The 17233-nt window shown below is 70.4% G+C and carries 20 protein-coding genes and 1 pseudogene; 17 read left to right on the top strand and 4 right to left on the bottom strand.

What is annotated here, in order from left to right; all coding sequences use genetic code 11:
- Positions 1–90: 90 nt before the first annotated feature.
- Positions 91–879, top strand: coding sequence for a sporulation protein (locus BC793_RS07265; protein WP_109590559.1), 789 nt, complete (start codon positions 91–93; stop codon positions 877–879).
- Here BC793_RS07265 and dtd read toward each other — a convergent pair.
- Both dtd and BC793_RS07255 read right to left on the bottom strand, forming a co-directional pair.
- Positions 876–1295, bottom strand: coding sequence for a D-aminoacyl-tRNA deacylase (gene dtd, locus BC793_RS07260; RefSeq protein ID WP_109590557.1), 420 nt, complete (start codon positions 1293–1295; stop codon positions 876–878). The genes BC793_RS07265 and dtd overlap by 4 nt on opposite strands.
- Positions 1296–1360: 65 nt before the next feature.
- Positions 1361–1558, bottom strand: a pseudogene (locus tag BC793_RS07255) (hypothetical protein); the annotation flags it as partial.
- A gap of 295 nt (positions 1559–1853) precedes the next feature.
- On the opposite strand from BC793_RS07255, the gene BC793_RS07250 reads away from it, so the two are divergent.
- The 14 genes from BC793_RS07250 (at position 1854) to BC793_RS07185 (ending at position 14301) form a co-directional block, all read left to right on the top strand.
- Positions 1854–3794 (top strand): methyl-accepting chemotaxis protein, encoded by a 1941-nt coding sequence (locus tag BC793_RS07250; RefSeq protein WP_109590555.1) that lies wholly within the window; start codon positions 1854–1856, stop codon positions 3792–3794.
- A 21-nt stretch (positions 3795–3815) separates the two neighbouring features.
- Positions 3816–5369, top strand: coding sequence for a chemotaxis protein CheW (locus BC793_RS07245; RefSeq protein ID WP_109590553.1), 1554 nt, complete (start codon positions 3816–3818; stop codon positions 5367–5369).
- Positions 5370–5381: 12 nt separating this feature from the next.
- Complete coding sequence (cheB, locus tag BC793_RS07240; protein ID WP_109590552.1) at positions 5382–6443, top strand: chemotaxis-specific protein-glutamate methyltransferase CheB; 1062 nt, start codon at positions 5382–5384, stop codon at positions 6441–6443.
- 36 nt (positions 6444–6479) lie between these two features.
- Positions 6480–7103, top strand: a complete 624-nt coding sequence (locus BC793_RS07235; RefSeq protein ID WP_109590550.1) for a HEAT repeat domain-containing protein — start codon at positions 6480–6482, stop codon at positions 7101–7103.
- Positions 7103–7969 carry a CheR family methyltransferase gene (locus BC793_RS07230; protein WP_109590548.1) on the top strand — a complete coding sequence of 289 codons (867 nt, stop codon included), beginning with the start codon at positions 7103–7105 and terminating at the stop codon, positions 7967–7969. The genes BC793_RS07235 and BC793_RS07230 overlap by 1 nt, the downstream gene beginning before the upstream one ends.
- On the top strand, positions 7969–8388 hold the full coding sequence (locus BC793_RS07225; protein ID WP_109590546.1) for a response regulator: 420 nt from the start codon (positions 7969–7971) through the stop codon (positions 8386–8388). The genes BC793_RS07230 and BC793_RS07225 overlap by 1 nt, the downstream gene beginning before the upstream one ends.
- Entirely contained in the window at positions 8385–10748 is a 2364-nt protein-coding gene (locus BC793_RS07220) for a chemotaxis protein CheA (RefSeq protein WP_109590544.1), read from the top strand. Before BC793_RS07225 ends, BC793_RS07220 begins: the two co-directional genes overlap by 4 nt.
- Positions 10729–11004: a hypothetical protein gene (locus BC793_RS07215; protein WP_239169687.1), complete on the top strand. Its 276-nt coding sequence runs from the start codon at positions 10729–10731 to the stop codon at positions 11002–11004. The genes BC793_RS07220 and BC793_RS07215 overlap by 20 nt, the downstream gene beginning before the upstream one ends.
- Positions 11001–11372, top strand: coding sequence for a response regulator (locus BC793_RS07210; protein WP_093619822.1), 372 nt, complete (start codon positions 11001–11003; stop codon positions 11370–11372). Before BC793_RS07215 ends, BC793_RS07210 begins: the two co-directional genes overlap by 4 nt.
- A 29-nt stretch (positions 11373–11401) precedes the next feature.
- Entirely contained in the window at positions 11402–12448 is a 1047-nt protein-coding gene (locus tag BC793_RS07205; protein WP_109590542.1) for a methyl-accepting chemotaxis protein, read from the top strand.
- Between the two features lie 33 nt (positions 12449–12481).
- Positions 12482–12754 carry a hypothetical protein gene (locus BC793_RS07200; protein ID WP_109590540.1) on the top strand — a complete coding sequence of 91 codons (273 nt, stop codon included), beginning with the start codon at positions 12482–12484 and terminating at the stop codon, positions 12752–12754.
- Positions 12751–13278: a GAF domain-containing protein gene (locus tag BC793_RS07195; protein ID WP_109590538.1), complete on the top strand. Its 528-nt coding sequence runs from the start codon at positions 12751–12753 to the stop codon at positions 13276–13278. The genes BC793_RS07200 and BC793_RS07195 overlap by 4 nt, the downstream gene beginning before the upstream one ends.
- A complete protein-coding gene (locus tag BC793_RS07190; RefSeq protein WP_109590536.1) occupies positions 13275–13853 on the top strand; it encodes an HhH-GPD-type base excision DNA repair protein in 579 nt (192 codons plus the stop codon). Before BC793_RS07195 ends, BC793_RS07190 begins: the two co-directional genes overlap by 4 nt.
- A 67-nt stretch (positions 13854–13920) precedes the next feature.
- The gene (locus BC793_RS07185) at positions 13921–14301 is read left to right on the top strand and encodes a DUF3099 domain-containing protein (RefSeq protein WP_109590534.1); all 381 of its coding nucleotides are present in this window, start codon (positions 13921–13923) and stop codon (positions 14299–14301) included.
- Between the two features lie 81 nt (positions 14302–14382).
- On the opposite strand, the gene BC793_RS07180 is transcribed toward BC793_RS07185, so the two are convergent.
- On the bottom strand, positions 14383–15267 hold the full coding sequence (locus BC793_RS07180) for a carbohydrate kinase family protein (protein WP_109590532.1): 885 nt from the start codon (positions 15265–15267) through the stop codon (positions 14383–14385).
- A gap of 10 nt (positions 15268–15277) precedes the next feature.
- A complete protein-coding gene (locus BC793_RS07175) occupies positions 15278–16228 on the bottom strand; it encodes a pseudouridine-5'-phosphate glycosidase (RefSeq protein ID WP_109590530.1) in 951 nt (316 codons plus the stop codon).
- A gap of 101 nt (positions 16229–16329) precedes the next feature.
- Here BC793_RS07175 and BC793_RS07170 point away from each other — a divergent pair, with 101 nt between their 5' ends.
- Together BC793_RS07170 and BC793_RS07165 are read left to right on the top strand one after the other, a co-directional pair.
- Positions 16330–16554, top strand: coding sequence for a DUF3039 domain-containing protein (locus tag BC793_RS07170; RefSeq protein ID WP_203896030.1), 225 nt, complete (start codon positions 16330–16332; stop codon positions 16552–16554).
- Between the two features lie 7 nt (positions 16555–16561).
- Entirely contained in the window at positions 16562–17176 is a 615-nt protein-coding gene (locus BC793_RS07165) for a trimeric intracellular cation channel family protein (RefSeq protein ID WP_109590526.1), read from the top strand.
- Positions 17177–17233: the final 57 nt, after the last annotated feature.

The raw sequence follows: 17233 nt of genomic DNA, 5'->3' as shown, positions 1-17233 counted from the left end.
GACGTCGCCAAACCGACAACGGAAGCGCTCGGGCCACCGGACAATGTGCCGGAACTCGATAATGTGCATGGCCCTAGGAGGAGGATCTGCGTGGTCTTCAAACGAATGATGCAAGCGTTCGGCGTGGGCGGTCCGTCGGTGGACACCGTGCTGACCAACCCGAACACCTATCCCGGCGGATACCTCGAGGGTCAGGTCCACGTGGTCGGTGGGGACCACGCGGTCGACATCGAGTATGTCGCGATCGGCCTGATGACCCGGGTCGAGGTGGAGAGCGGCGACAGTGAGTACCAGTCGAACCAGGAATTCCACCGTCAGCGCCTGACCGGCTCCTTCAAACTGGAGTCCGGCGCCCGGCACGACGTGCCGTTCCGCTTCGAGGTGCCCTGGCAGACCCCGATCACCGAGGTGTACGGGCAGCATCTGCACGGCATGACGATGGGCCTGGCCACCGAGCTGGAGGTGGCCCGCGCGGTCGACAAGTCGGACCTGGACACGGTCGCCGTGCACCCGCTGCCGGCCCAGGAGCGGATCCTCAACGCGCTGCTCCAGATCGGTTTCCGGTTCAGCAGGGCCGACGTGGAGCAGGGCCGGATCCACGGGGTGGAGCAGCACCTGCCGTTCTACCAGGAGATCGAGTTCCACCCGCCGTCGCAGTACGCGAGCGGCATCAACCAGCTGGAGCTGACGTTCCTGCCGACGCCGCAGAGGTTGCAGGTGATCCTGGAGCTGGACAAGCGCGGCGGCGTCTTCACCGAGGGGCACGACGCGTTCGGCAGCTTCGACGTCGACTACGCGTCCGCCGACCAGATCGACTGGGTGTCCCGGCTCGACCAGTGGCTGCGCCAGTCGGCGTCCCGCCGCGGATTGTTCTTCTAGAGCTCCAGCAGGACCGTGCACGGTCCGACGTTCACCGACTCCACCAGCATGTGCGCCCGGAAGCGGCCGGTCTCGACGGTCGCTCCCCGGGCGCGCAGTGCTGTCACGTACTCCTCGATCAGGGGTTCGGCGGCCTCGGCCGGCGCGGCCGCGCTCCAACTGGGGCGGCGGCCCTTGCGCGCGTCGCCGTAGAGGGTGAACTGGCTGATCACGAGCAGGGGCGCGGTCAGGTCGGCGGCCGAGCGGTCCTCCAGGACCCGTAGCTCCCACGTCTTGCGGGCCAGTTCCGCCGCCTTCGCCGGGGTGTCGTCGTGGGTCACGCCCACGAGGACCAGCAGGCCGTCCTTGATCTCGCCGACGATCGCGCCGTCGACGGTCACACTCGCCCGGCTCACGGTCTGCACCAGCGCTCGCATGGGACTCCGTCCGTTCCGGCCGTCGCGCCGCTCGCGAGGGCCGGAACGGACGTTATCCGAGCCGCTCAGCCCGCGGTGTCGCTGGTGTACTCCTCCGGCGGCGTGCGCAGGGCGCCCGTGGTGGCGTCGCCGGTGGTCGTGTTCGCCACCCCGGGCCCACTCCGCGCCCGGCTCGGGAAGCTGGCCGGCCCGGCGGTCCCGCCGGTCGTGGTCATGATGCCCTCGGCGGGGGCCGGACCGCCGTTGCGCAGCTCTTCGACATCGGTACCGGCGTCGAGCGTGCTGGACAGTTCGTCAGGTCGTGTGTCGCTCATCGTCCGCCTTCCGGTTCATCAGGTAGTTGTCCCGATTGCCCGTGTGGGGCGGTCGCAAACCCCCGGCGCCGGCCGTGAACTCGGTCGATATCAGGTCGACGAGGTTTGCAGCGATGCCAGGATTTGCCTGGTCGGAGGGGTCGTCGAGACATGTTCTCCGATGGTGAGCGACCGACGTTCCCTGCTTGTGGCGACCCGACCCTAGTGTGCGCCGGATCCACCGGACCCAGATGGGAGACCACCCATGCCCCTCACCAGCACCACTACCGGGCGCAGTACCGACACCTCGCGCGCCCGGCCGGCGGCCGCGGCGGCGGCGCCGGCCCGGCCGGCCCGGGGCGGTGACCCGGACGCGAACCGGCGTCAGGCCCGGTCGGTGGCGAAACAGCAACAGGCCGCCGAACGGATCGCCACGGCCACGGCCGAGATCTCGGCGCAGAACGCCGAAGCCGCCGAGGCGTCCCGGCAGCTGTCCGAATCGATGCAGCAGATCGCGGCCGGTGCGGAGGAGGCCTCGGGCGCGACCCAGCAGAGCCTGGCCGCGATGAATCAGATCGAGGAGCGGGTCGGGCGTCAGGAGCTGACCACCCGCCAGGTCGCCGACCTGAGCCAGGCGCTCCAGAACCTGATCAACGAGACCCGGGGCGGGATCAGCAATCTGCTGGCCAATGTGGAGCGCAGCTCGGCGCGCCAGACCACCTCGGTCGTCACCATCACCGAGCTGGAGAAGCAGGCCGACGAGATCGGCGAGATCGTGAAGACGGTCGCCCACATCGCCGACCAGACCAACCTGCTGGCCCTGAACGCCGCGATCGAGGCGGCCCGGGCCCGGCAGCACGGCAAGGGTTTCGCCGTGGTCGCCGACGAGGTACGCACGCTGGCCGAGACCAGCGAACGCAGCGCCCGGCAGATCCGCGACCTGATCGACGAGGTCCGTACCAGCGTCACCGAGATCGCCGGCGCGGTGCAGACCTCCGCCGAGATGGCCCGGGGTGAGATGGAGAAGGGCCAGACGATCACCTCCCAGCTGGAGACGATCCGGGCCGACATGGGCTCGATCATGGCCGGCGCCGTAGAGATGGCCACCGCCGCCGAGCAGTCGAAGCGGTCCGCGGCGGCGGGCAAGCAGAAGTCCGAGGAGATCGCGGCGGCGGCCGAGCAGCAGTCCGCGGCGTGCGAGGAGTCGCTGCAGACGGTGGCCCAGCAGACGCAGGCGCTGCGCCAGAGCGAGCAGGCCGCCGAGGAGTTGGCCGAGGTCTCCGAGACACTGCGCAGCAGCACCGACATCGCCAAGAGCGCGGAGGAGGTGGCCACCGCGGCCGAGGAGCTCTCCGCGGCGGTGGAGGAGATCAACCGGGCCGCCACCCAGATCAACGTGGCGATCAATGAGATCAACGCCGGTGCTCGGACGGCCGCCGAGAAGGGCCAGCAGACATCCGAGCTGGTGGGCCAGATCGAGCAGGGCGCCCAGCAGTCGATGAACCGGGGTTCGGCCGCGGTGGAACGCGCCGACGCCATCCTGGAGCTGCTGTCGACCAACAAGGAACAGGTCGAATCGATGATCAACGCGATCGGCCAGGCCGCCCGCGAGGGCACCGACAACGTCCGCAAGGTCAGCGAGCTGGAGCAGATCTCCCGCCGGATCGACAAGATCGTCGACGCCATCGCGAACGTGTCGATCCAGACCAACATGCTCGCGGTCAACGGCTCGGTGGAGTCGGCGCGGGCCGGCGAGTTCGGTAAGGGCTTCGCGGTGGTCTCCACCGACATCCGCAACCTGGCCAGAGACTCGGCCGACAACGCCGACCGCATCAAGGACCTGGTCAAGGCGGTGCAGGACCGGATCGTCGAGGTCCGCGCCGACCTGGAGGAGACCAGCCGTCTCTCGCTGGCCGAGGTGGAGACCGCCGGTGCGATCACCGTCCGGCTCCAGGAGATCGAGCGCGACATGCAGCAGGTCCGCGGCGGCAACGAGGAGGTACGCGAGTCGGCCGTCCAGATCGTGAGCGTGCTGGGCGAGGTCAAGGTCGGTCTGGACCAGATCGCCTCCTCCGCCAACGAGGCCGAGCAGCTCGCGGCCCAGTGCTCCACCGCCGCCAAGGAGCAGGCGCAGGGCGCCGAGGAGCTCGCGGCCGCGGTCGAGGAGATCGCCGCTCTCGCCGACGAGCTTCAGAACGCCGCCTGACGGACGGGAAGGGGACACCCGATGGACGCCGACGAGGATCTCGCCGACGAGTTCGACGAGAACAGCGACTACGTCACCTTCGACATGGCGGGGGAGCGGTACGCCTTCCCGATGCGCCGGGTGCAGGAGATCATCCGGATGCCCGCGGTGGTGAAGGTGCCGCTCGGGCCCCCGTCGCTGGAGGGTCTGGCGAACCTGCGGGGCCGGGTGCTGCCCGTGGTCAGTCTGCGGCGCTGCTGTGCGATGGATCAGACCGGGCACGACGAGACCACCCGGGTGATCGTGGTGGACGGGGGCGTGCCGCTCGGCTTCGTGGTGGACCGGGTGTCGAGCGTGATCAGCATCGACCCGCAGCAGGTGGAGCCGGCCGACTCGGTGCAGGCCACGGTCCGGTCCGACGTGCTGGTCGGCGTGATCAAGTCCGGTGGCGGCGAGATGACCACCGTGCTCGACGTCGACAGCCTGATCGGCAGTCAGTTCTCCCGCCTCTCCGAGAAGCGGACCGGGCGCGACACCGCGACCGGGGCGAAGATCTCCGCCGAGCAGGATGCCGACATCGAGCTCGACGACACGCTGGAGCTGGTCAGCTTCGCGGTCGAGGGTCAGGAATACGCCCTCCCGATCGACCAGGTGCAGGAGATCGTCCAGGCGCCGGAGTCGGTGAGCCACGTGCCGAACGCCGGCAGCCGGGTGCTAGGCGTGATCGACCTGCGCGGCCGGCTGCTGCCGGTGGTGAGCATGCGTCACGTCTTCGGACTGCCGGTCACTCCGCTGCAACCGCAGAACCGGATCGTCGTGGTGTCGATCGACGGCGGTGTGGTGGGTGTCGTGATGGACACCGTGCGCGAGGTGCTGCGGGTGCCGCACCAGCTCGTCGCCCCGTTGCCCAGCGTGGTCGCCGGCGACGGGCGTGCCACCGAGGTGGAGTCGGTGTGCCGGCTCGAGGACGGCAAGCGGCTGGTGTCGGTGCTCAGCGTGAACCGGATGTTCGACTCGCCGGAAGTACGCAACGAGATCGCCGAGTATCGGCAGGAGGACGAACCGGAGATGGCCGACGACCAGGGCAGCGCCGACGACGGGCGCGGTGACGAGGAACTGTTCGTGGTGTTCCGCCTCGACGACGAGGAGTACGCCGTCGACGTAGACACGGTGCAGGAGATCATCCGGGTGCCGGAGGCGCTGATCCGGGTGCCGAAGTCGTTCGACTTCGTCGAGGGCCTGGTCAACCTGCGCGGGACGGTGCTGCCGGTGGTGGATCTCCGGACGCGGCTGGGGCTGGCCCGCTCCGAGCGGGACGAGCGGCAGCGGATCGTCGTCCTGATCATCGGCGGGGTACGCACCGGCTTCATCGTCGACTCGGTGGCCGAGGTGGCCAGGGTCGGCCGCAACGTGCTGGAACCGGCGCCGGAGCTCTCCGCGGAGCAGGCCAGGGTGGTCTCCCGGGTGGCGAACCTGCCGGAGCAGCAGCGGATGCTCCTGCTCGTCCAGGTGGATCAGTTGCTGGCGGCGGAGCAGGCCGGGCAGGCCGCGGAGCTCTGCGAGGCGCTCGTCGACGAAGCGCTCGCCGCCGTCTGATCGGAGTCTGCGGTGCCCCCCACCTCCGTCCTGGTAGTCGACGACTCGGCGCTGATGCGCCGGGCGCTGAAAGCCATCCTGACCGCGGCCGGCGACTTCGAGGTGCACACGGCCCGCAACGGGGTGGACGCCCTCGACCAGCTCGGTCGTGTCCGGCCCGACGTGGTGACGCTCGACATCAACATGCCCGAGATGGACGGGCTCACCTGCCTCGCGAAGATCATGGAGGAGAGCCCCGTACCGGTGGTGATGGTCTCCTCGCTGACCGAGCACAACGCTCTGGTCACCCTGGAGGCGCTGGAGCTCGGCGCGGTCGACTACGTGCCGAAGCCGGGCGGCACGGTGTCGCTCAACATCGACGAGGTCGCGGTCGAGCTGGTCAGCAAGGTCCGCAGTGCCGCCGGAGCCCGTCTGCGCGGTGCCGGCCGGGTAGGCGCCCGGATCCGGGCCCAGACGGCGCGGGCCGCGGCGGCGCCCGGCCGGGACATCGGTGCGGTCGGTGCGGTGGACCTGGTCCTGATCGGATCGTCGACCGGCGGACCGGGGCTGCTGACCGAGCTGTTGTCCGAACTGCCGGCCACCTTCGGTGCGCCGTTGGTGGTGGCGCAGCACATCCCCGCGTCGTTCACCGCGCCGCTGGCACGGCGGCTGGACGAGACCTGCGCCCTGCGGGTGCACGAGGTGGACCGGATCATGAACCTGGAGCGCGGGAACATCTACATCGGCCGCGGCAACGCCGATGTCGTGGTGGCCCGGCGGACCAGTGCGCTGATCGTCAAGAGCGTGCCGGCCGCCGCGGACTATCGCTGGCACCCGAGTGTGGACCGGCTGGTGGCCTCGGCCCGCCGCTACATCGATCCCCGGCGCATGGTGTGCGCACTGCTGACCGGGATGGGAGACGACGGCGCCACCGAGATGGCCGCGGTCAAGGAGGGTGGCGGCCGGACCATCGCGGAGGCGGAGGAGACGGCCGTGGTCTGGGGCATGCCGGGCGAGCTGGCCCGCCGGGGTGGTGCCTCGGTGGTGCTGCCCTCCTACGAGATCGCCGCGAAACTGGCCGACTGGGTCCGCTGAGCGTCCAGAAGAGTCGTCGAGGAAGAGGTGAGCACGATGGGACTCGTCCGCAAGCAGGCCCCGCAGGAGCCCGAGGAGGCGCTGCCCGAGGGGCCCTCGGCGGAGATCCTGCTGAGCCGGCTGGACGACCCGGACCCGGACCGTCGGCGTGAGTCGGCACTGGGCCTGGTCGGTGCCCCCGAGGCGGTGCCGGCGATGCTCGCCCGGGTGGGAGTCGAAGAGGATCCGCGCGTGCTGGAGTCGATGCTCACCACCCTGGCGGCGTACGACACCGAGGACGTCGCGGGTGGTCTCGCCGTCCATCTGGCGAGTGACGAGGCGGGTCTGCGGACAGCCGTCGCGGCGGCCCTGGCCACCATGCCGCGGTCGTTCCCGGCGGTGCTGCCGAGTCTGCTCGCCGCGCCCGACCATGACGTCCGGGTGATGACCGCGATGATTCTGGCCGACCTCCAGCATCCGGAGGCGCACACCTGGCTGGTGCGGATGATCTGCCAGGACCCGCATCCGAACGTGGTGACCGGGGCGATCGACGCGCTGCTGCCGTCGGCCACCACCGACGACGTCCAGCTGCTGCTGGACGCCCGGGAACGTTTCCCGGACGATCCGTTCCTGCGCTTCACGGTGAACGCCGCGCTGCCCCGGCTGACCGGGACGCCGTGATGGCGAGTACCGCCGCCACCGGGCTCTCCGATGGGGACTTCATCCGCTTCGCCGAGTATTTCTACAAGCGCACCGGCATCCACTTCGCGGCGGGGAAGCGGTACTTCGTCGACAAGCGGATCGACACCTGCATCCGCAACTCGCCGTACGACACGTTCGCGGCCTGGTTCGCGGCGCTGCGAACGTCCGACCAGGGCCCGATGCTCCAGGAGCTGATCAACCAGCTCACCGTGAACGAAACGTACTTCCTGCGCGAGGACTACCAGTTCGACGCCATGCTCAGCACCGTGCTGCCGAACGTGCTGGCGGCCCGTGGCGGCGTCGGCCGGATCGTCGGGCCGGTGAAGATCCTGTCGCTGCCCTGCTCGACCGGTGAGGAACCGTACTCGATCGCGTTGCGCCTGCTCGAGGAGTGGGACCAGATCGACCACGTGGACGTGGAGATCCACGGCGCCGACATCGACAGCGAGGTGCTGGCCAAGGCGGCCCACGCCAGTTACGGCGAGCGATCCGTGCAGCGGGTGCCGAAAGCCTGGATGAACAAGTACTTCGCCGCCGTCGGGGCCGGGCGCTACCAGGTCGACGAGGGCATCCGCAGCGCAGTGACGCTGCACAAGGTGAACATCTGCGACACGGCGGCGATGCGGTCGTTCCGCGACTTCGACATCGTGTTCTGCCGCAACGTGCTCATCTACTTCGACGAGCTGTCCAGCCGCCGTGCCGCGGAGAACCTGTACGGCGCCATGCGCCCCGGCGGCTACCTGTTCCTCGGCCACTCCGAGTCGATGAGCCGGATCTCGCCGATCTTCACGCCGACCCGCCTGCCGGAGGGCCTCGTCTACCAGCGACCGACCGGAGCCAAGTGATGACCTCGGATACCCCGACCAGAGCCCGGGTGCTCGTCGTCGACGACGCCGCCACGGTGCGGATGTACCACAACAGCCTCCTCGGCGAAGCCGGATTCGAGGTGAGCGAGGCGGCGAACGGCCTGGAAGCGGTCGAGGCGGCTCTCGGCACCCCGTTCGATCTGTACGTCGTCGACGTCAACATGCCGAAGATGAACGGCTACGCCTGCGTCGAGGCACTGCGCTCCGAGACCGTCGGCACCGCCGCGCCGATCGTGATGATCAGCACCGAGGACCGGCCGGGGGACGCGGACCGCGCGTACCGGGCCGGTGCCAACCTCTACCTCGTCAAACCGGTCGCCGGGGACCGGCTGGTGCGGGTGGCGACCATGCTGACGGCCGACCGGAGCTGGGCCGCCGAGAAGGACGTGGCCGCATGAATCCGCTGCTCGCCCAGTTCCTCGCCGAGGCCAACGACCTGCTCGCCCAGGTGGACGAGGGGCTGCTCCAGTTGGAGCGGGTACCCGGCGACCCGGAACTGGTCAACGAGGTGTTCCGTGCCGCGCACACCTTCAAGGGCTCGTCCGGGCTCTTCGACTTCCCGGAACTGACCCGGCTCACGCACGCCGCCGAGGACCTCCTGGACCAGGTCCGCTCCGGCCGGCTGGCCCTCGACTCCGGCATGACCGACGACCTCCTGGCCGCCTTCGACCTCATTCGCGGGTGGCTGGCACACGTCACCACGCACGAGCGTCTCCCGGCGAGCGCGGGCACCGACGCCGCCGGCCTCATCACCCGACTGCGTGCCCCGCTGGGCGGTGAGGCGGTCACCGCCGTCGCGACGACGGCCACCTCGACCGCCACGATCGACGTGGCGCCGGAGTGGCTGGCCTGGCTCGACGCCGAGTGGCTGACCGAGACCGCGGGATGGCTGGCCACCACGTCGTCGACGATGCGTTTCGTCCGGTACTTTCCCGACTCGGACTGCTTCTTCCGCGCCGAGGACCCGTTGCACCTGGTCCGCCAGGTGCCGGCCCTGGAACGGCTCGGGGTGGTGCAGCCCCGGGTGTGGCCCGGCCCCGACGACTACGACGAGTACGTCTGCCTGCTCTCGTTCATCCTGGCCACCCGCGCCTCGCTCGGCGAGCTGGAATACCTCTTCCGGTACGTGCCCGATCAGGTCCAGATCGTCGAACTCGACTCCGACGCGATCACCCGGCACCTGAGCGGCGAACCACCGTTGCAGGTGGAGGCGGCCGTCACCGCCGCCGTCATGCCGATGATCGACTCCGATCTCGCCGCCGACGCCCGTGCTCTGCTGCACGCCGCGCAGTCCTCGCTCGCCGTGGACGACGTCGTGGCCGGCGACACCCGGCTGCGGTCGGTGGTGCACGCGGTCGCCTCGGCGGCCCGGGCGCTGGGCGTACCGGTGAATCTGACCGGAGCCGACCGGGCGACACTGCTCGCGGAGATCGACCGGCTGCTCGGGGCGGCCGCCCCGGCCCCGGCGGGAGTCGCGGAGGACCTGTCGACCGCGGTGGCGGCGCCGGTCCCGGCGGCGGCCGTGGCCGACGCGCCCGGCCGTGCCGACGACCCGGGCGGTCAGGTCGGCACCCGCGTCCTCAAGGTCGACCAGGAGAAGGTGGACCGGCTGATGGAACTGGTCGGCGAACTCAACGTGGCCAAGAACGGCCTCACCTTCCTGGCCGACGCCGCCGAGGAGGAGTTCGGCAGCCGGGTGCTCAGCCGCCGGATCAAGGACCAGTACGCCGGGATGCACCGGATCGCCGAGGAACTTCAGGCGGCGGTGATGGACGTCCGGATGCTGCCGCTGTCGGTGGCGTTCGGCCGGTTCCCCCGCCTGGTCCGCGACCTCAGCCGACGGCTCGGCAAGACCATCGAGCTGGTCACCGAGGGCGAGGACACGATGGCCGACAAGGACGTCATCGAGGCGCTCGGCGACCCGCTGGTCCACCTGGTGCGCAACAGCCTCGACCACGGCATCGAGCCGTCCGACGAGCGGATCGCCGCGGGCAAGCCGCCGGCCGCCAGGCTCACCCTCGCGGCGGTCGCCGACGGGGACGCGGTGATCGTCGAGGTGTCCGACGACGGGCGGGGAGTCGATCCGGAACGGGTCAAGCGCAAGGCGTACGAGAAGGGCCTGATCTCGGAGGAGGAGCTGGAGACGCTGAGCGAGAGCGACGCGGTCAACCTGGTGTTCCGGGCCGGCTTCTCGACCGCGGACCAGGTCTCGGACCTGTCCGGCCGTGGTGTCGGCATGGACGCGGTCCGGGCCAGTGTCGAGAAACTCGGCGGCTCCGTCACCATGCGGTCCAAGCTGGGCCAGGGCACGTTCACTCGTCTGCGGCTGCCGCTGTCCATGGCGGTCACCCAGGTGATGGTGGTGAGTGTGGCCGGGCAGCGGTTCGGTATCCCGGTCGACCTCGTGGTCGAGACGGTGCGGGTACCGGCCGGGGAGATGGGCCGGGTGCTGCACCAGGACGTGGTGATGATGCGCGGCGAGGTGGTCCCGGTGATCGACCTCGCCCGGGCCCTCGACATGCCGTGGGCCCCCACGCCCGGCGAGGACCGGCGGATCCTCGTGGTGAGCGTGAACAGCCAGCGGATCGGCCTGCTGGTCGAACAGTTCCACCGCGAGGTCGACGTGATCCTCAAGCCGATGGAGGGCCTGCTGGCGTACGCCGACGAGTTCTCCGGCACCGCCCTGCTCGGTGACGGGCTGGTGCTGCTGGTGCTCAACATGAAGGAGGTGCTCGGTCTTGCCGCTCGAGTTGCATGAGGAGACCGCCAACCTGGTCGGTGTCGTGACCGTCGACGAGGTGGAGCAGCTGACCGGCTGGCTGCGGACCGCCCGGCGGCCGAAGGTGTCCCTGCGCCGTTGCAACCATCTGCACACCGGCGCACTCCAGGCGCTGCTTCTTTTCAAGCCGAAGATTTCTTCAGCACCGAATGACGCCTTCCTGGCGACGCAGGTGCTGCCGCTGCTCACCGGGAGCAGTGGCCCGGCCAACAAGCAGGGAAGCGATCCTCCATGACCACTGTGATGCTCGTCGACGACTCCGCCACCATGCTCATGAGCCTGAAGTCCATCCTGACGAAGGCGGGATACGCGGTCGAGACCGCCGGGCACGGCAAGGAGGCGCTCGACAAGCTCGGCAAGGGCGTCAAGCCGAACCTGATCATCAGCGACGTGAACATGCCGCAGATGGACGGGATCACCTTCGCCCGCGAGGCCCGCAAGGCCCCGGGCATGCGCTTCACCCCGATCCTCATGCTGACCACCGAGTCGGAGCAGACGAAGCGGGCCGAGGCGAAGGCCGCCGGGGCCACCGGCTGGCTGGTCAAGCCGGTCGGCCCGGACCAGCTCCTCGGTGTGATCAAGCAGGTTCTGCCCGGAGCCTGAGCGACTGACCGGCGAAACGGAGGTATCGCATGCCTAGTGTTCTCCGCAAGCTCTCGATGACCACGGCCGAGCCCGAGGAGTCCGACCTGCGCCCCGATGTGGTGGCCGGCGCCCTGGACCCGGTCCCGGCGTACTGCGACGTGGTCGACGGGCACGTGCGTGACGTCATCGAGCAGACCGGCGAGGCCGCGCACGCGATCATCCAGCAACTCGTGAAGGTCGACTCGCTGGCGGAGGTGATGGCCGGCGACGTGGCGCAGCTCGCCGGCACCCTCAGCCGGACCGAGAGCGAGCTGAGCCAGGTGAGTGCCGGCAACGACCAGCTGGTGGGCCGCCTGATCTCGTACTTCCTGCACCGGGACCACCAGATCCGGGCGCTGGTCGACCAGATGCGCGAGCTCGACCAGCACGTCAAGCAGATCGAGCAGGTCAGCCGGGCCACCAACATCCTCGCGCTGAACGCGATGATCGAGGCGGTCCGGGCCGGCGAGGCCGGTGAGGGGTTCTCGGTCGTCGCCGACGAGGTCCGCAAGCTCGCCCACCGGTCGGCCGAGGCCGCGCACGGCATCGGCACGAACATCGGTGACCTGACCGCCAAGCTGGACGCCGTGCTCTCCGACGACAGCCAGTTCGACCGGGAACAGGAGCTGCCGCCGTCCAGCGAGGAGACCGCGATGACCCGCCGGCTCGGCGGCATCGCCAGCGCCCAGCGGGAGATGTCGGAGATGGTCTCGGGCATCCTCAAGGACACCGTCAACGCCGCGGAACAGGTGCAGCGCAGCTCGTCCGCGCTCACCTCGGAGACCACCGGTGCGGTCGGGCACGTGCAGTTCCAGGACATCAGCCGGCAGATGCTGGAGCACGTCGCGGGCGCGGTCGGCGACATCCGGCAGCAGACCGAGGACGTCGTCGCCTACGCCCGCGGCGACCTCACCGAGGAGGAGCTGATGGCACGGGTGATCAGCGTGGAGGACCTGCGGGCCAAGCATGTGATGTCCCGGCAGCGGACCACCCACGCGTCGCAGACCGGCGGTGCCTCGCACGACGACGCCGAACCCCTCATCGAACTGTTCTGACCCGTGATGACCAGCCCAGCGAGAGGTAGCGCCATGGCCAGAGCCGAGAACTACGGCCACGACCGGCCGACCGAGCAGGACGCCGTGAAGGCTCTGGCCGACCTCATCGGGCCGCAGATGGCCGAGGGCCTGTGGAGTCTGTCGGTGCAGGCGCTCGGCCTGCGGCGGCCGGTCAGCACGTCGGCCGACCTGCGCAAGGTGGCCGAGCACGTGATGGAGGTCGGTGAGCTGAGCCGGGTCGCCGGCCGATCGCTCAAGGTCCGGATCATCACCTACGAAGCTCTGGCGAGGACGGTCCAGGCGTGATCCTGGAGAGATATCCCGAGCTGCGCGACCGGGGGCGCCTGCTCGATGTGGCCCGCCTCGGCATGGACGTCCAGGTGGCGCGCCCCTACCTGGACGAGATCGTGGAATCCGTCACCGACCGGCTGGGCATGCCGTTCGCGATCGTCGACAGCCTGCTCGACGGTGCGCAGGTCTTCCTCGCCGGCCGCGGGCCGATCCCGGAGTGGGTCGGCGAGGTCGGCGGGACACCGATCGAGTGGGCGTTCTGTCTCCCGATGCTGCGCTCCCGAACCACCCGATCCGTCAGCGATCTCACCACCGACCCGGAGTTCCGGGACAACCCGCTGGTCACGATCGAGGGGGTGCGGTCGTACATCGGAGCGCCGTTGATCTCCGGATCCGGGGCCGTCCTCGGCGGGCTGTGCGCGCTGGACGTGCGCCCGCGGGAGTTCGACCCGGCGGAGCTGGATCTGATGCGTGATCTCGCGGACGAGGTGGTCCGCCGGATCGAGGCCCGGGCCGAACCTGACATCATGGAACCGTGACGTTCTCCCTGCCGGTGCCGCCCGAAGCCAACGATCTGCTCAACCGCGACCCGCTCGCGGTGACCCTCGGGATCGTGCTCGACCAGCAGATCACTCTGGAGAAGGCGTTCACCTCGCCGTGGGTGCTGGCGCAGCGGCTCGGGCACGAGCCCACCGCCGCCGAGCTGGCCGACTTCGACCCGGAGGCGCTGGTCGCGATCTTCTCCGAGCCGCCCGCCCTGCACCGTTTCCCGAAGGCGATGGCCGCCCGGGTGCAGGAGGTGTGCCGGGTGATCGCCGATGAGTACGAGGGGGACGCCGCCGGCCTCTGGCGTGGTGTGGCCGACGGCGCCGAGCTCTACCGGCGGATCTTCGCGCTGCCCGGCTTCGGCCGGCAGAAGGCGCAGATCTTCGTCGCGCTGCTCGGCAAGCTCTACGACGTGCGGCCGGACGGCTGGCGCGAGGCGGCCGGCGGCTACGGCGAGGAGGGCTCCCACAAGTCGGTGGCCGACATCGTCGACGCCGCGTCGCTGGCACAGGTGCGGGCCTACAAGAAGCAGGTCAAGGCGGAGGCGAAGGCGGCTAAGGAGGCCTGAGTCGCGGCCCGGCTGGGCGGAACGGCCCGGCCGGTGGGAGGATGGCGAGGTCGATCGGAGACCCCGCGTGAAGAAACATCCGGAGCGCCCGGTGCTGATCACCGACGCCGCACGCAGCCAGGACGATCAACTCCGCAGCCGCCAGATCCGCTATGTCTCGATGATGAGCGTTCGGGCCCTGTGCCTGATCCTCGGTGGCGTTCTGATCAGTGCCCAGGTTCCGCTCCTGCCCGTGTGGCTCGTCCTCTGCGCCCTCGGCATGGTCCTGCTGCCCTGGATGGCGGTGCTGATCGCGAACGATCGGCCACCCAAGACCAAGGAGGAGCGGGCGGCCGACGCGGCGGCCCGCGAGGACGTGCGGCGTGCCCTCACCCCGCCGGTCGAGGAGCCCGACTACATCACCATCGACTCCGAGGTGGTCGACGAGGCGCGCCGCCGCACCGACTGACGAAGACCCACGATCAAAAGCCTCCGGGGGTACGGTCCGGGCGCCCCGGCGATCACGCAAGAGGCCTCCACCGCTACCGGATCAGTGCGGGGCGGGCCGTGCGCCGACGCGGGAGACCGCCTTCGCGCCCAGAGCGGCACCGGCCCGTAACGCCTCCTCCGGGGTGGCGCCCGAGCACCAGGCCCGCAGCAGTCCGGCCGCGAAGGCGTCCCCGGCACCGGTGGGATCGGTCACCGGCACGGGCTCCACGGCGAGCGGCCACACACCGTCCGGGCCGGCCCACACCGCACCGGCCGGGCCCTGCTTCACCACGGCGTTGCGCACGTGCGCCGCCAGCCGCACCGCCTGCTCGGCCGCACTGCCCGGGCCGGCCAGCACGTCGGCCTCGTCGGCGTTGCACAGGAGCAGGTCGGTGTCGCGTACCCAATCCAGGAAGATCCCGGCCCCGACGGTGCGCAACGGGGCCGCGGACGCCGCGTCGACGCTCACGCTGAGCCCCCGCCGTGCGGCGGCGGTGAGGGCCGCCAGGCCCGCCGGACGGGAACCGGCGTGCAGCAGCGGGTAGGCGGACAGGTGCAGGTGCCCGGTGGCCGCGGCGGCGGCGAGGGTGGCCGTGACGTGGCCCGGATCGAGCCGCAGCGAGGCGCCCCGGTCGGTGATCATGGTGCGTTCGCCCGGGCCGGTGAGCACCACCACGCTGCCCGTGGTGGCACCCGGCAGGACCTGCACCGCGCAGTGCACCCCGGCCGCGGTGAGCTCGGCCACCCGGTCGCGGCCGGCCTGGTCGTCGCCGACCGCCGCGATCAGCGTCACCTCGTGCCCGGTCGAGGCCAGCCAGGCCGCCGTGTTCGCGCCCTGGCCGCCACCGGCGACCCGGATCGCCGCGTCCGTGTCCGACCCGATCCGGATGTCTCCGTCGTGCTCGACCAGGACGTCGGTGACCAGATCACCGGCGACGTAGATCATGCGCAGGTCCTCATGCCGGGACGGCGAAGCCGACCGGAGCCGGCGAGCCGTCGGTCGCGGCCACGGCGATCTTGGCGGCCAGAGCCGCGTTGCGCAGGATGATCCGGATGTTGACCGCCAGGCTCCGGCCCTCGGTGCTGGAGTGGAAGTGGCCCAGCAGGAACGGGGTGACCGCCTTGCCGGTGATGTTCTGCTCGGCCAGCAGGTTCAGCCCGGTCGCCAGGGTCCGGTCGTGCAGGCCCGGCTCCAGCTGCTCGTCGGCCGGCAGCGGGTTGGCCAGCACCAGCGCGCTTTCGGTGACTCCCTGGTCGGCGCGGGCCTTGATGAAGTCGGCCACCTGCTCCGGCGAGTCGAGCTGCCAGTCCAGGTCGAAACCGCCGTCGGTGATGAAGAAGCCGGGGAAACGGCGGGTCCGGTAGCCGGCCACCGGCACGCCGAGGGTCTCCAGGCGCTCCAGGGTGGCCCCGACGTCCAGGATCGACTTGACTCCGGCACAGACCACGACGATCGGGGTACGGGCCAGCGCGGTCAGGTCGGCGGACTCGTCATACGTGACGTTCGCCTCCCGGTGCACCCCGCCCAGCCCGCCGGTGGCGAACACGCCGATGCCGGCCGCCGCGGCGATCGCGCTGGTGGCCGCGACCGTGGTCGCCCCGTCGGCGCGCCGGGCCGCGGCGATCGCCAGGTCACGCACCGAGAGCTTGGCCACCGCATCGGCCGACGCCAGGCGCGCCACCTGGGCGTCCTCCAGGCCGACGATCACCTCACCGTCGATCATGCCGATGGTCGCCGGCACCGCCCCGTTGTCCCGGACGGCCTGCTCGATCTCACCCGCCACCCGGATGTTGTCGGGGTGCGGCAGGCCGTGCGAGATGATCGTGCTCTCCAGGGCCACCACCGGCCGGCCGTCCCGCCGGGCACGGGTCACGTGCTCGCCGTATCGAATCGCGAAGTCAGTCACGGGTAAACCGTACGGCTCTCACCACTCGCGTTGTCGTTGGACCGGCCCGGCGTGAGGTGTCAGACTTGTCGGCTGGAGCTTGGCTTACTTCAGAAGGGCAGATAACCGTGAGCACCCAGATCCTGGAGCGTCCGGAGACCAAGGACGCCGACACCGGTCCTGAGATGTTCCACTACGTCCGCAAGGAGAAGATCGCCGAGAGCGCCGTCATGGGCAACTTCGTGGTGGCTCTCTGCGGAGAGACGTTCCCGGTGACCAAGACGCCGAAGCCCGGATCGCCGGTCTGCCCGCAGTGCAAGGAGATCTACGAAGCCATGAAGGCCTGATCGGGGCGTGACGGGCGGATATCCGCTGCTCGTCGCGGATCTGATCGGTGTGGCGGTGTTCGCCGCCTCCGGCGCCTCGGCCGGCGTCGCGAAACGACTCGACCTGTTCGGTGTCGCGTTCGTCGGCTTCGCGGCCGCGCTCGGCGGTGGCATCCTGCGTGACCTGGTGATCGGCGCCCCGCCCCCGCTGGCGTTCGCCGACTGGCGTTACGCGGTGACCGCGGTGGTCGCCTCGATCGCGGCGTTCTGGCTGCACCCGGCATTGCACCGGGTGCGGCGTACCGTGCTGGTGCTGGACGCCGCCGGTCTCGGGCTGTTCACCGTGACCGGCACGCTGAAGGCGCTCGAAGCCGGTGTGCCGCCGGTCGGTGCCTGCCTGGTGGGGATGCTCACAGCGATCGGCGGAGGCGTGACCCGCGACCTGCTCACCCGTGAGATCCCGGTGGTGCTGCAAAAAGACATCTACGCGGTGGTCGCCCTCGGCGGCGCCGTGCTGGTGACCGTGCTGCACGGGCTCGGCCAGACCGGCGTGATCCCGTTCGCGACCGCGGCGGTCGTGATGACCGCTGTCCGGCTGATCGCGCTGTACCGTCGCTGGTCGGCTCCGGTGGCGGTGCCGTGAACCCGCCCGGCAACATTGCATGGCTATGCTGGACCCCGCCTCCGCGACCCTTCACCG

The sequence above is a fragment of the Actinoplanes xinjiangensis genome, from assembly GCF_003148685.1.
Lineage (GTDB): Bacteria > Actinomycetota > Actinomycetes > Mycobacteriales > Micromonosporaceae > Actinoplanes > Actinoplanes xinjiangensis.
The sequence above is the reverse complement of the archived record's forward strand: the minus strand, read 5'-3'. Positions and strand labels throughout refer to the sequence as shown.

Coding starts and splice junctions, on each gene's coding strand:
- dtd (WP_109590557.1), bottom strand. CDS start 1,295: ATGCGAGCGCTGGTGCAGACCGTGAGCCGGGCGAGTGTGACCGTCGAC.
- BC793_RS07250 (WP_109590555.1), top strand. CDS start 1,854: ATGCCCCTCACCAGCACCACTACCGGGCGCAGTACCGACACCTCGCGC.
- BC793_RS07245 (WP_109590553.1), top strand. CDS start 3,816: ATGGACGCCGACGAGGATCTCGCCGACGAGTTCGACGAGAACAGCGAC.
- BC793_RS07235 (WP_109590550.1), top strand. CDS start 6,480: ATGGGACTCGTCCGCAAGCAGGCCCCGCAGGAGCCCGAGGAGGCGCTG.
- BC793_RS07230 (WP_109590548.1), top strand. CDS start 7,103: ATGGCGAGTACCGCCGCCACCGGGCTCTCCGATGGGGACTTCATCCGC.
- BC793_RS07225 (WP_109590546.1), top strand. CDS start 7,969: ATGACCTCGGATACCCCGACCAGAGCCCGGGTGCTCGTCGTCGACGAC.
- BC793_RS07220 (WP_109590544.1), top strand. CDS start 8,385: ATGAATCCGCTGCTCGCCCAGTTCCTCGCCGAGGCCAACGACCTGCTC.
- BC793_RS07210 (WP_093619822.1), top strand. CDS start 11,001: ATGACCACTGTGATGCTCGTCGACGACTCCGCCACCATGCTCATGAGC.
- BC793_RS07205 (WP_109590542.1), top strand. CDS start 11,402: ATGCCTAGTGTTCTCCGCAAGCTCTCGATGACCACGGCCGAGCCCGAG.
- BC793_RS07200 (WP_109590540.1), top strand. CDS start 12,482: ATGGCCAGAGCCGAGAACTACGGCCACGACCGGCCGACCGAGCAGGAC.
- BC793_RS07180 (WP_109590532.1), bottom strand. CDS start 15,267: ATGATCTACGTCGCCGGTGATCTGGTCACCGACGTCCTGGTCGAGCAC.